The sequence below is a fragment of the Flavobacterium sp. FlaQc-52 genome (assembly GCF_044007495.1).
Lineage (GTDB): Bacteria > Bacteroidota > Bacteroidia > Flavobacteriales > Flavobacteriaceae > Flavobacterium > Flavobacterium cupriresistens.
This window is the reverse complement of the sequence record NZ_JBIPCV010000002.1, coordinates 608,186-621,956: the sequence shown is the minus strand read 5'-3', so window position 1 is coordinate 621,956 and position 13,771 is coordinate 608,186. Positions and strand designations below refer to the sequence as shown.

The following is a 13,771-nucleotide window of genomic DNA, read 5'->3' as shown; positions in this document are numbered from 1 at the left end:
GAATAAAAGCAGTGTATAGCCAAAACTATTTTACAAACGCAAATTGACAACTTATAAAACGTACAAAAATGAATGAATTTTTATTGATTTTCAGAAGAGATTTTATAACCAAAGAGACACAGCCTTCACCCGAAGAATTGCAACAACATTTACAACAATGGCAAAACTGGTTTGGCAGCCTTGCAGCACAAGACAAATTAGCAAGACCCTTACAACGTTGGGACGGACAAGGTAAATTGGTTTCTTCTAATAAAGGAATCACCGATGGTCCCTTTGTAGAAATCAAAGAATCAATTGGAGGGTTAATTATAATCAAAGCCAAAGATTATGAGGAAGCAGCCGAAATCGCACAGGGATGTCCGGTTTTAAATTTCGGTGGAAACGTTGAAATTCGTATGGGCGTTTAAACTTTTAAATGACAACTATTAAAAATGCCTTTGTATCTTTACTTGGGCATTTTTACTTTACACTATGGAGAACAAAGAACTTATACCTCATTTATTCAGAACCGAATATCAAAAAATTGTTTCTGTTCTTTGTAACCTGTTTGGTATTCATCATATCGAAATTGCCGAAGATATCGTGAGTGATACCTTTTTGTCTGCTTCAGAGACCTGGGCTATAAAAGGAATACCTGAAAACCCGGCCGCCTGGCTTTATACCGTTGCCAAAAACAAAACCAAGAACTATTTGAAAAGAAACAGTCTTTTTGAAACCAAAGTAGCCGCTGAAATAAAATACAACACCCCACTAAACAATCCCGAAGTCGACATTGATTTATCGGATCAGAATATTGCCGACAGTCAATTGGCAATGATTTTTACGGTTTGCAATCCTTGTAATTCCAACGAAGCACAGATTGCACTGGCACTAAATCTACTGTGTGGTTTTGGAATCAATGAAATTTCCGATGCTTTTCTTTCCAATAAAGAAGTCATTTATAAGAGGATCAACCGCGCCAAAGAAAAGCTTAAAGAAGAAGATATTAAAATTCAAAACCCAAGTATTTCGGAAATAAAGGAACGAATAAGTACCGTTTTGAAAACCATTTACCTGCTTTACTCGGAAGGCTACTACTCTACTTCACAAAATAAAACTCTACGCGAAGACCTGTGTGCCGAAGCCATGCGTCTTACTTATCTATTAATTAGTAACAAAAACACTAATTTACCGGAAACGAATGCTTTAATGGCTCTGATGTGTTTCCATTCTTCCCGATTTGAGGCCAGAACAACTGAAAATGGAGAAATTATCTTATACGTCGATCAGGATCAATCGCTTTGGAATCAGGAATTAATAGAGCGCGGAATGTATTTTCTGAGCCAATCTTCTACCGGGAATACTCTTTCAAAATACCATCTTGAAGCCGGAATTGCCTATTGGCATACAATTAAAGAAGATACAACCGAAAAATGGCAACATATTCTGGAATTATACAACAATCTGATTATTTTAGAATATTCTCCTATTGTCGCACTTAACAGAACCTATGCTTTATCAAAAGTAAAAAGCAAAAAAGAAGCCATTGCAGAAGCCGAGAAACTCAATTTGACCGACAATCATTTTTATTATTCTTTGCTTGGAAATCTATATGCGGATTTTGACACAAAAAAAGCCTTGAAACAATTTGAAACAGCTTTGGAGTTAGCCAAAACGACAGCGGATCAAAACGTTATTAGTAAAAATATCGAGAAATTGAACTTAAAAAACAACCACTAATGGCCCGATGCTTATTCCTAAAATATTAAATTGCATCGCACGAATACCTTAGTCTTTTTCTTTAACGACGAAAAGATCGTTAAAAGGATAGGTAATAAAATAAACTTTACTTCCATATTCTGATTTTTTCTTAAACCTGAAAATGATGACATACGATTCTCCCTCAGAAACATCAGGGGGAACTTTAACTGAAAAATGAGTATAGGATTCATTTACTACACCGGAAGTAGTAAAAGCAGAATTTAATCTTCTATTGTTACTACAGGCAAACTCAACACCTTCCAATACCAAAGACTCCGGTTCAACATTCTTATTATCGGAAGACACCAATCTAATTATTGTCCCAATCGGGCCTTCTGATGGTGCAAACGAAATGATTTCAAATACTTCCATATATACTGTCCTTATTTTTTGTGCTCCATAAAAACTACACGCGATTAAAATAACAACCAAACCCTCAGTAAAATAGATTTAAATCGATATTTGAGTGTTTTCATCTTATATTTGAAAAATACTTTTCGGTTTTGCGAATTGGCAAGATTTTTACTTCCACAAAACTTTTGGACTTGAACCCTATTCGAAAAAAAAAATAGAATTCTACTAAAACCAAATTACCTATTTGAGCGTATTTGTAAGAAAGGATACTCTTGAATGAGGTGAATTCAAATGAATAATACGTTTTTTGGAGCTATTGAACTTTACCTCATTCCTGATTATTCGCCATTAAACAAAGTAACAGGTGGAAAAAATAAACATTCAAACATTAAAAGAATCTTTAAATTATCTGGAAAGCAAACAGCGTCAATTAAACCGACTGCACGAAACAGATAGCCGAAGTCTCGAATCAATAATAAAATATACAAAAAAGGATATGATAGAGCGGTTCAATTTATTGGATTTTGACTCTTATATCAAGCAGGAAATCGAAAATACGGATACTTTCATCAGTATCGTAAAAAACATTATAGAGACCAACTCCTAGGGGTGTGTTTAAGATCTGACCAAAAACACAAAATGTGAAATAAAAAAACGCCTCAAAATTTGAGGCGTTTTTACACTATTTTAGTGGCATTAATCCAATTATGCTTTCGCTTTTCTTTTCACGGTACAACCAATTTCTTTCGTTTCTGTTATAGTTGGCTTTTGATTCTTTTGTAAGGCCGAAATTACGTCTTCGACATACTTTGTTTTTTCTGCTTTGTCTCCTTCTGGATCATTGTCAATCGCACCGGTATACTCTACGAAAGTCCCCTTTGCACTTTTAGACACCACAAAAAGATGTGGTGTATGTTTGGCTCCATATTGATCGGTTACTAGCTGTCCTTTATCAAATAAATAAGGGAAAGCGTATTTTTTATCTTTAGCCAAATCCTGCATTTTATCAAACGTATCAGCTTTTGACGCTTCCGGATCATTTGGATTAATGGCAATTACAGGATATCCTTCGGGTTTAAATTTTTTGTCCAAGTCAATTATTCTTTGCTCATATGCTTTGGCGTACGGACAGGTATTGCACGTAAAAACCACAATAAAGCCTTTTGCTTTTGGAAAACTTTCAAAAGAAACGTCTTTGTTGTCTACATTTTTAAGTTTAAAATCCGGTGCCGTCTCTCCGGCCTTTAACGTTTTGCTTTGTGCCTGAGAAAGAAAGGCAGTCAAAAACAACATAATGGTGATGTACTTTTTCATAATTTATAGTTTTTTATACTCGGTTAATAATTGTTCGTAGGTAAGTTCACTTTCGGTGAATTTTCGTTTCTCCTTTTTAATAAATAGTGTTGCCGGAATACTCCCCGACCACGATGGTTCGATACGATCGATATATTCCTGTGGATTGCTTTCGTTGAGAAGAAAAACCTCATTTTTTATCTTTTTTCTTTTCACAAAAGGAATGACTGCCGAATTCAATTTCGATTTAAAATCCACGCTAATCAACAATACAACCAGTTTTTCTGATTGATACTCCTGACTTAATTTTTCAAAATGCGGTAATTCTTTAATACAGGGTGCACACCAGGTCGCCCAGAAATTCACCACATAAGTACTGTCATTTCCTTTTTTTATTCTTTCCTGAAGCTGATCAACCGTAATGAGTTTGACTTGCTGACCGTAAAACGTTGCTGAATACGTCAGTAAAAAAGCGAAAATTATAAAAATGCTGATTTTCTTCATCTAAGTACCTAATTGGGTTTCTTTTATACTATTTGGATTCTCTGTAACAAATATAAATATTATATCTAACCTGTTGAGCATATTTTTTTTAACACATAGAAACATAGATTTAGAGTTGTTCTTTTCCCAGAGTTTTTTAAGAAAATTACATTTTTTTCACATAGTCTTAATGTAAATTATTTTAAGTGAAACGTCTTTTTTGCGGCTTTGCTAGCTATGTCTCTATGTGTTAAAAAAATCACACCCAACAGATCATCCCTATCCTAAACGCAGTATTTTAAGCCCGATAGAAGCCTTATTGCGATCTTGACATCAAAATATACCTCAAGTAAATTTTAAGCTGTTATATTACAGAATAAGCTTTATTTTTGCACCAAATAAAAACTGCAAATGAATTTGTCCGAGCTTATCGTAAATGATACTGAAAAAATTGCGTTGAAAGATCTGTTTTTTAGCCCCGAGAATAAAGCTGCCTTAGCGCAGACGATCAAAGAGCATTACTATCTGGAGGAATTAAAAAAATACAATCTAAAAGTGGATCATAAAATACTGCTTTACGGTCATTCGGGCTGCGGTAAAACCACGACTGCAAAAGCAATTGCGACGGCTTTGGGAAAAAACATTGTCATTTTAAATCTTAGTACTTTAATAAATGCCCGCATTGGCGAGACATCCAAAAATGTAAAAGCCTTATTTGACAAGGCGATTCGCGAAAAAGCAGTGCTGTTTTTGGACGAATTTGATCAGATTGGAAAAAGTCGCGATAGCGAAGACAAAGATGTGGGAGAAATGAGGCGTCTCGTAAATACCATCATTCAGTTAATTGATTACTTTCCTGCAGACAGTTTACTGATTTGTGCCACCAATCATTACCACAGTATTGACACTGCTTTATTGAGAAGATTTCAGTTGCAATTGAAATTTGAAATGCCTCAAGAAAACGAACTTGATCGTTATTACGATACGATCTTAGAAACTTTCCCTGTTCAATTCCGGGATATTCTACGAAAATATCAGATTTCTTATGCTGAGGCCAAAGATTACATTCATACGCTGATGAAAAAGCAAATTATTGCAGCATTAGAGCTTGCTCACAAAAAAGACAGGGTTTAGAACCATTAAGCTAAACCCAGCCCTGTTTTAGGCTTTGTTATCTGAGTCTATGTGTTAAAAAATGCGTCCAAGGGGCTATTTATTCCTTCCGGATCAGATAAATCAATATCTCTTCTTCCAGTTCTTTTGATAAGTTTTCAAACTCCAACTGGTTGCGAAAATCCTTTTCAAATTTCTTTCTGTACTTCTCTGTTTTGATTCTACTCTTCGAATACTCATCACAGATTGTTTTAAATTTATCATCTACCAAATACAAAATCTTAAGCGATTCAATGTATTCAGCAAATTTTGTATTGTACAATTCGTTGGGAAGGGACATATTTCTCTTTTTAAATAAAACAATAAATTAAAAAAATAAGCAGCTGTTTAATGAAATCGTTTTTTAATAATCAATCGTTACTATTGTTTTGATACCTACTAAATTAACAAGAAGTATTAAACAATAACTTGCAAAGAGGTTTCATTCTATAAAATGAAACATGAACATCCTACATAATACGGTTTTGAAACACATAAAAATTAAAAAAGTCTTTCTCTTTGAACTAATTTTGAGCCTTTATTGAGTCAATTCCAAAAGTTGTGAAGAAGTAAAATCTCGCAAAGTCGCAAAATCGCAAAGTTTTAATAAAAAAGTAAAAAACCTTTAAAGCCCTTATCATTTCGAGAAAGCCAAAATGAGAAATTAGAAAACAAAATAGTAAAGCTTAAAAAATAAGAAGAAAAATTTGACGTCTTTGTGTCTTTGCGAGACCCTCAACGCGAAAATTTGGAAAATGCCCCTTTGAAAATCGATGGCAAAAAAAGTATAACATCTGCTACTTCTAACAAAAGAGAAATTCTACAACTTTTGAACTTGATTCACTTTATTCTAAAACTTTTTCTATCTTGACGTAACAAAATTTCATAACACTGACTCATTAAAAAACAGAAAAAGACATCCTGCCCCAACCAATTCTAAAGCAAAAACCAATGACAACAGATATCATCGAATTAAACGACTTTATTGTTTTGATTGAACAATCCAACGCAACAAAAACATTTGTTCAGAAATGTGAAATTGATGGTGACGCTGTAGGATTTGCCTTTTATGGTTCAGGCAATGTTGAACTGGAAATAAAACACAACAGTCAAACGAAATACTTAACCAACACCACGGGTTTGGCCATTTGCTTTTTTGGAAATCAGAAAGTAGAATTTGCGCATAAAATTGAACCTGATAAACCTTTACAATCCATTAGCATCTTTACTAAACTAAAAAATCTGCCTTCTTTACCGCAAGCAGAAAAAGAAGTTTTTGAAAAATACCTGCCTCAATTGCTCAATCCTCAGGAGCATTTTGTAAAAGGCCCGTCTTTTTATATGACCTTGGACATGCAACTGGCCGTTCAGAAAATTTTCAATACCAACTATACCGACAATACCCGATTGTTATTCCTGAAAAGTCAGATCAACGAACTATTAGCGCACTTTTTCGGGCTATTAGCAAGTGATCAAAAACAAGCCTTTTCTGATAAGGACAAAGACAAAATTTTTCAGGCCAAAGAAATTGTCACACACAATTACTCCCAACCTCCTTCTATCACCCAACTATCTAAAATGGTTGGCCTTAACAGCAACAAGTTAAAAAAGAACTTTAAGGAAATATTCGGCATACCGGTATTCAAATTTGTTCAGGAAGAACGACTAAACAAAGCTTATGAGCTGTTACAAAACGAGGATAAAACGGTTCAGGAAGCCGCTTGGGAAGTGGGTTACGAAAGCATCAGTTCTTTCTCGAATGCCTTTTATAAAAAATTCGCAACCCGCCCGAATGATGTAAAGCAAAAGTACTTTTCAAACAAATCATAATTCTTTTGCAACAAATGATTTAGCCTTAAACCGGGCACCTTTGTATCAGTATTCACTTAAAAAATATTGATATGAGCAAAAAGAAAATTTTAGTACTTGGTGCTAACGGAAAAACCGGACGAAGAGTCGTAGAACGTTTACAACACCTAAACGATATAGAAATCATCATCGGATCGCGTACTGCGGAGCATCCTTTTGATTGGGAGAATCCTGAAACCTGGCCAGCAGTTATTGAAGGAGTTCATTCGGTTTACATCACTTTTCAACCCGACCTGGCAGTTCCCTCCGCTCCGGAAATTATCACCGAATTTACACGTCTTGCAAATAAATATGGCGTTGAAAAAATGGTTCTCTTATCCGGAAGAGGCGAAAAAGAAGCACAGGTATGCGAAGAAATAGTACAATCTACTGCAAAAAGCTGGACTATTATAAGAGCGAGCTGGTTCAATCAAAATTTTAGCGAAAGCTTCTTTCTAGAGCCCATTTTAGCTGGCTTTGTTGCCTTACCCCGAGCAGAGGCTCTCGAACCTTTTACCGACGCTGATGATATTGCCGATGTCGTTACAGCATGTCTTTTGAATGACAAACACAACAGTCAAACCTATGAACTTACCGGACCAAGATTGTTAACCTTCCCCGAAGCGGTTAAAGAAATTGCCAAAGCAACTGACCGAGAGATTCAATTTCAATCTTTAACTCTGGAAAAATACACGCAGCAACTACGGGAATATCAAGTTCCGGAAGACCATATCTGGTTGATCAATTACCTTTTTGAACACGTATTGGACGGCAGAAATTCAAGTATCACCAACGACATCGAAAAAGTACTGAACCGCAAAGCCACTGATTTTAGCACTTATGCAAAAGAGATCGCAAAAACCGGAATTTGGAATGCTGTAAATGTCTAAAACAAAGATCATGGCTTATTCAAAAATTCTGCTGCCCGGTATTTTTGTGTGGATTTGTGTTAGTCTGTCCTTTTCACTTTTAGGTCTAATTCCGATAGTGAAAGATTACTTTAACCTGCAAGCCCTAATCGTAATGATGCTGATTGTTTTATATGCTATAATCGGAGCTTCTTTTCACTATAAAAACAGTTCAAAAATGCACGGTTTAACTCTTGGTTTAATTATGTCCGTCACAGCATTATTACTAGATGTTTTAATTACGGTTCCTTTGGTCGAAATTCCAAACGGAAGAACCTATCAAAGTTTTTTTGCAAGTCCGGTTCTTTGGCTATCGGCTTGCATAAATTCGATAACCGTTTATGGTTATTGGAAGGTGAAAATTAAAGCTAAAAAACACTCTTTTTAACACAAAATTTAATGACAAAATGGCAAAAACTCCAATTTATCACAATTGGAGTTTTCTGTATAAAAGCATAAACAATTAATTCAAATAAAAAAACATAACAAACTGAATTACAATATAATTAAATCAATTCCTACAAAATATAATTTCAGTAAAAAAGCAAGTCTTACACCTCTAAAAAAGCCTCTTTTTATTTCCGAACCGCTATGGCGTTTAAATTTTAGTTTTCTAACCAAAACTTTCTCTTAAATCATGACTGATTTTAACGAAAGTTCCTCAAAAAAAATTAAATTTGAGCCCTTAATTCATTCCCAAATTTTATGATTCAAAAAAGAAGTTTTACGCGTTTTCTGAGTTTATTGACGTTGTTGTTTTTTACCACACTTACCTACTCGCAAACTCCGGCTAAAAAAACAGAAGGCCGTTCTAAATTATTTGAAGAAACCGCAACCGACAGCGATTATCTGATGGCAATTGAAAAGGCCAGCACGGTGATGGAAACAGCATACAACGATGCCGATTTTGACGGAGCCAGTCATCACCTTTTTGGAGAGATTAAAGGAACCCAAAGCAAACTGGATTTAATTTTAGAAAGTCTCAAAGACGCCAATCCAAATGTACGCAACCAACAAATGTATCGGGTTGTTTTAAAAGAAATCCAACAACAATTGGACGAACAGAATAACGCCATCAACTTACGCAATAAAAATCTTGAAAAAATCAAAGACCGATTTATCGAATTGCGCAAAGACAAAACATTAATAGGACTTTTAAAAGATACGATCCGTCGTAAAAATTTTAAGAATGAATTTGCCAATCTTAGAAAAAAATACAAAAACACGGACAGTCTGATGACTAAAAACCAAGGGGTTTTAAACAAATACAAAAGGCTGACGGTACAAAGAAAAATTGCCGTTTCTAATGCGCTTATCGCCGTAGAAAGCAAACTTGAAAAAACCGGAATCAGTATCCTTAAAAAAGAATATCCTTTTTTATGGAATGTAACCGATTCTGTACCCAAAAAGAAAGTAGCCCAGACCATCAAATCAAAAATAATTGTCGAAGAACATGTCGCAATCTACTATCTGGGTTATTGTGCCGGTGGCTTATTTACCTTAGCTTTTTTCATAGGTTTATTGGGCTGGTACATCTCTCGCAATATTAAATACCTGAAAAGCAACGGCCATGCCGAGAACTTGTCTCTTTTTAATTTTAAATACCTCAACAGAGGCATTCTGATTCCTGTAGCTGTAATAGGCCTTAATATTGCTGTGGTGAGCAATCTGTATGCTCCGGCTTTATTTATTGAAATACTTCAGCTGATCCTACTCGGAATTCTTACTATCCTTTTCAAAAACAAGTGGTCTACAAATGCGATGAGAAACTGGACCTTTCTTTTGGGACTGTTTTTTGCTCTCTGTTTCCTCGATTTATTTATCAGTGTCGGGCTATTGCAACGTTGTTGCTTTATTATCATAAACCTATGTGGAATACGCTATGGACTGGTTCAGATCAAAAGTGTGAAAGACGAATTGTACATTAAAGGGTTCTTTAAATGGGCCAGTATTCTTTTTGTTGGGTTTAATGGTTTGTCGATACTTTACAATATTTTCGGACGCGTTTCGCTTTCTAATATGCTAAGTTTAACGGCTTTTATTTCCCTTACTCAAATTATTGCCCTAAGTGTTCTTTTGAAAATAATCTTAGAAGTTATTATTCTACAAATCTACACGACAAGGGTTAAGCGCGGAATTGAGAAGATTTTCGATCACGAAAGTTTATCAGATACTTTAAAAAAGCCCTTTATTATAATTATCAGTTATATGTGGCTGGTTGTGATCGCTTCTAATTTGAATATCTGGGAATCACTTCGGGCTTCGTTCGGATCGCTACTTAGCCATCCTAACACCATTGGTAGTATTACCTTTACCTTAGGCAACATTCTATTGTTTTTTATCATTATCTGGGTTGCGCATTTGCTGCAAAAATACGTCGCTTACTTTTTTGGAGAGATTGATGATGAAAACGAAGAAAACATCAACAAAAGGCAACATTCCAGATTACTGATCACCCGACTTGTTGTTTTAATTGTGGGATATCTTCTGGCGGTAGCAGCTTCGGGTATGCCTTTAGACAAGTTAAGCATTCTTTTAGGTGCTTTAGGTGTAGGAGTCGGACTTGGATTGCAAAACATCGTCAGTAACTTCGTTTCGGGTATTATCCTGATCTTCGATAAACCGATACAGATTGGAGATGTAGTAGATATCAGCTCTGAATCAGGCCGCGTAAAATCTATGGGATTGCGTACCACAAAAATTAATGCCTCAAATGGAGCCGAGATCATTATTCCAAACGGAAACTTATTGTCTCAAAACATCACCAACTGGACGTACACGGACAATTTTAAGTTGGTCGAGGTTTCTATTGAAATTACAGGAGATAGTTCTCCAGAAGCCATTAATAGCATCATAAACGAATCCCTGCAAACGATTCCTTTGGTTAACGACACAAAACCTTCGCAAATTTATTACACCGCCATTTCTGAAGGGAAATTTAAAATCCAGATTAAATTCTGGTGCAGCATTTACAAAACCGAGGAAACTGTCAGCAATGCCCGTCAGGTATTGTTTAGCAACTTTAAAGCAAAAGGTCTGACTTTTTCAGCCTAAAATCAGTTCTGATTCAAAAAACCAAAAGCCGTCAAGTATACATTTGACGGCTTTTAATTTATATTCTATTGGACTTAAAATTTCTCAGCAAATTCTTTTGCAAAATCCTCCAATTTGATTTCTCCATCCACAGAGAAATTTCCTTTTATAAAATCTTCTGTAATTTTACCACTTCGCAAACCTGAACCCATTTCGGTATACAAACCGGCAATTTCTTCGGGCAATCCCGCCTGTATCATTCCCTGCAAAGATTGTTCATCTGTAAACTCAACCCAAGGTAAATCGGTTTTATCAATGGCTAATCCTATTGCTTTTGCGATTTCACCTGGAGTTCGTACATCGCTAATGATATAACGGATATTTTTACCTGTAGCTTCTTTTAACAACTCTTCCGCCACTGCGGTTGCAATGTCTTCGGGATGTACTAACGGCATTTTAATACCAACAGGATAATTAGCGCCCATAATTCCGGCACCTTTAATCATCGGAACATCATTGTACAAATTGGTATAGAAAAATCCGGCACGCAGAAAGGTAACCGCTGCACTTTCTAATTTATTGTAAACTGCCTCTATGTGATGAAGTCCTGCAATTGGCCCCGTTCCACCTGGTAAATCTGCACCGATACTGCTTAGCATTACCACACGCTTAATATTTGCGGTTTGTATTGCTTTCGCGAAAGCTTCTCCAGCTTCAACGGTATTAGAAATCACATTTTTTCCTCCTAAATTGGGTGGTGTCATTGCAAAAATAGCGTCCGCTCCGATAAAAGTATCAGTCAAAAAAACAACGTCACTAACCGAACCAATAGCCGCTTTTGCCCCTATTTTTTCGATTGCTTCTTTTTTATCGGCATTACTGCTGATTACCGTTATATCATGTCCGGCAGCTACCAGTTTGTTTGCCAATGGCTTTCCTATGTTTCCTAAAGAACCTGAAAGTATAATTTTCATCTTTAATTTGTTTTAAATTTATAAAAACAAAGGTATATTTGTACTTACTTTTATACAAGTACTTACCCTAAAGTATGTATCATGACAGCAATCAAAGAAGCCTCTACAATACAGGAAAACAAACAATACGCATTAGACACCTGTCCTGTGACTTATGTAATGGAAAAAATTGGCGGATATTGGAAACCCATAATCCTTTACCACTTATCAACCGGTAATAAGCGTTACAGCGAATTAAAAAGAGCGATCCCGGCCATAACCGAAAAGATGCTTATTCAACACCTGAAACAACTGGAAGCCGATGGTTTGATAATCAGAGAAGCCAAGCCGGTTGTACCTCCGTTTGTAACCTACAAATTAAGCAATGCCGGAAATGGTTTGATTCCTGTAATTCATGCCATGGCAGAATGGGCTTTTAAAGAAAAAGATGGGGTTTATAAAAAGTAATAAGATTCCTCGAAAAAAATCTCGATACTAAATTGCAAAACCTTACCTATGATTTACAACAAGATCGTCGTACTTTTATTACTCAATAAGAACTTAATACAATCACTATGGAAAATCAGGATAAAATTAGAAAAGTAGCCATTGTTGGATATAACCGAATTCCGTTTGCCAGGGCTAATACTTTCTATTCGGATGTAAGTAATTTACAAATGATGACGGCTACACTTGATGGTCTTATCGAGAAATACAAACTACAAGGTCAATTACTTGGAGAAGTGGTTGGTGGTGCTGTAATTAAACACACAGCAGATAATAATCTAATAAGAGAATGTGTGATGAAGACTGCGCTTGATCCTGCAACACCTGCCTGTGATTTGCAACAAGCTTGTGATACAGGAATTGAAAGCGCCATCTACATCGCCAACAAAATTGCCCTTGGACAAATAGAATCCGGAATTGCTTGTGGTGTTGATTCAATCAGCGACATGCCAATTGCGGTGAGCGAAAAGCTCAGAAAAATATTGCTCCAGGCAAGAAAAGCAAAATCATTAGGGGAAAAAATCAAGTTGTTTCTGAAAATCCGACCAAAGGATCTGACGCCCTTAGTACCAAAAAACGAAGAATCACAAACCGGACTTTCTATGGGTGGACACACAGAAATCACGGCTAAATATTACCAAATCACAAGAGAAGATCAGGACAAACTGGCCTTACAAAGTCATCTGAATATGGCAAAAGCTTATGATGAAGGCTTTTTTACCGATATGATTAGTCCTTTTAACGGACTTGACAGAGACAACAATTTAAGAAAAGACAGCACACTGGAGAAACTCTCCAAATTAGCTCCTGCTTTTGATAAAATCAACGGAACGCTCACGGCAGGTAACTCTACTCCACTTACTGATGGTGCTTCGAGTATACTCTTGGCCAGTGAAGAATGGGCAAAAGAACACGGCTTACCGATTTTGGCTTACATCACCCACGCAGAAGTAGCTGCTATTGAATATGTCAAAAACCAACAAAATTTATTGTTAGCTCCTTTATTTGCTGCATCGCGAATGTTGGAGAAAGCCAATCTTACTTTGCAGGATTTTGATTATTATGAAATTCACGAAGCTTTTGCTGCTCAGGTTTTAGCCACGCTCAAAATTTGGGAGAGCCCCGAACTAAGCAAAGAAATTGGTCTTAAAAAACATCTAGGTGCCATAGACCGGAGCAAACTTAATGTAAAAGGAAGCAGTCTGGCTGCCGCTCACCCGTTTGCAGCTACAGGAGGAAGAATAATTGGTGTAATGGCCAAATTACTAAACGAAAAAGGCTCCGGAAGAGGGTTCATTTCTATTTGTGCCGCAGGTGGACAAGGAATTACAATGATTTTAGAGAAGTAGTTCTAGCTCAAAGTTGAAAAGGTTCTGAGGTACTAAGGCACTAAGGTACTGAGATGCTGAGATTTGGCTAAAGCCTTTTATATCCTCTTTTATACCTCCAGCTGAAGCTGGAGGCTATTCAAAAAAGCTGTGCGCCTTTGTATCTCACTAT

Annotated in this window: 15 protein-coding genes; 10 read left to right on the top strand and 5 right to left on the bottom strand. The window is 36.1% G+C overall.

Annotation, left to right across the window (positions count from 1 at the left end):
• Positions 1 to 68 precede the first annotated feature (68 nt).
• Together ACHRV5_RS06465 and ACHRV5_RS06460 are read left to right on the top strand one after the other, a co-directional pair.
• Positions 69 to 407, top strand: coding sequence for a YciI family protein (locus ACHRV5_RS06465; RefSeq protein WP_047776481.1), 339 nt, complete (start codon positions 69 to 71; stop codon positions 405 to 407).
• A gap of 64 nt (positions 408 to 471) precedes the next feature.
• Positions 472 to 1,719, top strand: coding sequence for an RNA polymerase sigma factor (locus ACHRV5_RS06460; protein WP_395426172.1), 1,248 nt, complete (start codon positions 472 to 474; stop codon positions 1,717 to 1,719).
• Between the two features lie 48 nt (positions 1,720 to 1,767).
• On the opposite strand, the gene ACHRV5_RS06455 is transcribed toward ACHRV5_RS06460, so the two are convergent.
• A complete protein-coding gene (locus ACHRV5_RS06455) occupies positions 1,768 to 2,112 on the bottom strand; it encodes a hypothetical protein (RefSeq protein ID WP_047776477.1) in 345 nt (114 codons plus the stop codon).
• Positions 2,113 to 2,458: 346 nt separating this feature from the next.
• On the opposite strand from ACHRV5_RS06455, the gene ACHRV5_RS06450 reads away from it, so the two are divergent.
• Positions 2,459 to 2,701 (top strand): hypothetical protein, encoded by a 243-nt coding sequence (locus tag ACHRV5_RS06450; RefSeq protein ID WP_082210621.1) that lies wholly within the window; start codon positions 2,459 to 2,461, stop codon positions 2,699 to 2,701.
• A gap of 98 nt (positions 2,702 to 2,799) precedes the next feature.
• On the opposite strand, the gene ACHRV5_RS06445 is transcribed toward ACHRV5_RS06450, so the two are convergent.
• Together ACHRV5_RS06445 and ACHRV5_RS06440 are read right to left on the bottom strand one after the other, a co-directional pair.
• A complete protein-coding gene (locus ACHRV5_RS06445; RefSeq protein ID WP_047776475.1) occupies positions 2,800 to 3,408 on the bottom strand; it encodes a thioredoxin family protein in 609 nt (202 codons plus the stop codon).
• A 3-nt stretch (positions 3,409 to 3,411) separates the two neighbouring features.
• Positions 3,412 to 3,891, bottom strand: coding sequence for a TlpA family protein disulfide reductase (locus ACHRV5_RS06440; protein ID WP_395426171.1), 480 nt, complete (start codon positions 3,889 to 3,891; stop codon positions 3,412 to 3,414).
• A 390-nt stretch (positions 3,892 to 4,281) separates the two neighbouring features.
• On the opposite strand from ACHRV5_RS06440, the gene ACHRV5_RS06435 reads away from it, so the two are divergent.
• Positions 4,282 to 5,004: an AAA family ATPase gene (locus ACHRV5_RS06435; RefSeq protein ID WP_395426170.1), complete on the top strand. Its 723-nt coding sequence runs from the start codon at positions 4,282 to 4,284 to the stop codon at positions 5,002 to 5,004.
• A gap of 79 nt (positions 5,005 to 5,083) precedes the next feature.
• Here ACHRV5_RS06435 and ACHRV5_RS06430 read toward each other — a convergent pair whose 3' ends face one another.
• On the bottom strand, positions 5,084 to 5,323 hold the full coding sequence (locus tag ACHRV5_RS06430) for a hypothetical protein (RefSeq protein WP_047776469.1): 240 nt from the start codon (positions 5,321 to 5,323) through the stop codon (positions 5,084 to 5,086).
• A gap of 650 nt (positions 5,324 to 5,973) precedes the next feature.
• Here ACHRV5_RS06430 and ACHRV5_RS06425 point away from each other — a divergent pair.
• From ACHRV5_RS06425 to ACHRV5_RS06410, 4 genes are all read left to right on the top strand, one after another.
• Complete coding sequence (locus tag ACHRV5_RS06425; protein ID WP_395426169.1) at positions 5,974 to 6,852, top strand: helix-turn-helix domain-containing protein; 879 nt, start codon at positions 5,974 to 5,976, stop codon at positions 6,850 to 6,852.
• Positions 6,853 to 6,923: 71 nt separating this feature from the next.
• A complete protein-coding gene (locus ACHRV5_RS06420; protein ID WP_395426168.1) occupies positions 6,924 to 7,760 on the top strand; it encodes an SDR family oxidoreductase in 837 nt (278 codons plus the stop codon).
• A gap of 10 nt (positions 7,761 to 7,770) precedes the next feature.
• Positions 7,771 to 8,166: a DUF5367 family protein gene (locus ACHRV5_RS06415; RefSeq protein WP_395426167.1), complete on the top strand. Its 396-nt coding sequence runs from the start codon at positions 7,771 to 7,773 to the stop codon at positions 8,164 to 8,166.
• Between the two features lie 317 nt (positions 8,167 to 8,483).
• Complete coding sequence (locus ACHRV5_RS06410; RefSeq protein ID WP_395426166.1) at positions 8,484 to 10,832, top strand: mechanosensitive ion channel family protein; 2,349 nt, start codon at positions 8,484 to 8,486, stop codon at positions 10,830 to 10,832.
• 74 nt (positions 10,833 to 10,906) lie between these two features.
• Here the strand turns inward: ACHRV5_RS06410 and ACHRV5_RS06405 are convergent, their stop codons facing one another.
• Positions 10,907 to 11,785, bottom strand: coding sequence for an NAD(P)H-binding protein (locus tag ACHRV5_RS06405; RefSeq protein WP_395426165.1), 879 nt, complete (start codon positions 11,783 to 11,785; stop codon positions 10,907 to 10,909).
• A gap of 81 nt (positions 11,786 to 11,866) precedes the next feature.
• Here ACHRV5_RS06405 and ACHRV5_RS06400 point away from each other — a divergent pair, with 81 nt between their 5' ends.
• Both ACHRV5_RS06400 and ACHRV5_RS06395 read left to right on the top strand, forming a co-directional pair.
• Positions 11,867 to 12,232 (top strand): winged helix-turn-helix transcriptional regulator, encoded by a 366-nt coding sequence (locus ACHRV5_RS06400; RefSeq protein ID WP_395426164.1) that lies wholly within the window; start codon positions 11,867 to 11,869, stop codon positions 12,230 to 12,232.
• A gap of 107 nt (positions 12,233 to 12,339) precedes the next feature.
• Positions 12,340 to 13,620, top strand: a complete 1,281-nt coding sequence (locus ACHRV5_RS06395) for an acetyl-CoA C-acetyltransferase (RefSeq protein ID WP_395426163.1) — start codon at positions 12,340 to 12,342, stop codon at positions 13,618 to 13,620.
• Positions 13,621 to 13,771 lie beyond the last annotated feature (151 nt).

Bases quoted from the DNA above. Each gene is read 5' to 3' on its own strand.
- ACHRV5_RS06400 (WP_395426164.1), top strand. From the start codon at position 11,867: ATGACAGCAATCAAAGAAGCCTCTACAATACAGGAAAACAAACAATAC.
- ACHRV5_RS06425 (WP_395426169.1), top strand. From the start codon at position 5,974: ATGACAACAGATATCATCGAATTAAACGACTTTATTGTTTTGATTGAA.
- ACHRV5_RS06395 (WP_395426163.1), top strand. From the start codon at position 12,340: ATGGAAAATCAGGATAAAATTAGAAAAGTAGCCATTGTTGGATATAAC.
- ACHRV5_RS06460 (WP_395426172.1), top strand. From the start codon at position 472: ATGGAGAACAAAGAACTTATACCTCATTTATTCAGAACCGAATATCAA.
- ACHRV5_RS06435 (WP_395426170.1), top strand. From the start codon at position 4,282: ATGAATTTGTCCGAGCTTATCGTAAATGATACTGAAAAAATTGCGTTG.
- ACHRV5_RS06420 (WP_395426168.1), top strand. From the start codon at position 6,924: ATGAGCAAAAAGAAAATTTTAGTACTTGGTGCTAACGGAAAAACCGGA.
- ACHRV5_RS06430 (WP_047776469.1), bottom strand. From the start codon at position 5,323: ATGTCCCTTCCCAACGAATTGTACAATACAAAATTTGCTGAATACATT.
- ACHRV5_RS06440 (WP_395426171.1), bottom strand. From the start codon at position 3,891: ATGAAGAAAATCAGCATTTTTATAATTTTCGCTTTTTTACTGACGTAT.
- ACHRV5_RS06405 (WP_395426165.1), bottom strand. From the start codon at position 11,785: ATGAAAATTATACTTTCAGGTTCTTTAGGAAACATAGGAAAGCCATTG.
- ACHRV5_RS06445 (WP_047776475.1), bottom strand. From the start codon at position 3,408: ATGAAAAAGTACATCACCATTATGTTGTTTTTGACTGCCTTTCTTTCT.
- ACHRV5_RS06455 (WP_047776477.1), bottom strand. From the start codon at position 2,112: ATGGAAGTATTTGAAATCATTTCGTTTGCACCATCAGAAGGCCCGATT.
- ACHRV5_RS06465 (WP_047776481.1), top strand. From the start codon at position 69: ATGAATGAATTTTTATTGATTTTCAGAAGAGATTTTATAACCAAAGAG.
- ACHRV5_RS06410 (WP_395426166.1), top strand. From the start codon at position 8,484: ATGATTCAAAAAAGAAGTTTTACGCGTTTTCTGAGTTTATTGACGTTG.
- ACHRV5_RS06415 (WP_395426167.1), top strand. From the start codon at position 7,771: ATGGCTTATTCAAAAATTCTGCTGCCCGGTATTTTTGTGTGGATTTGT.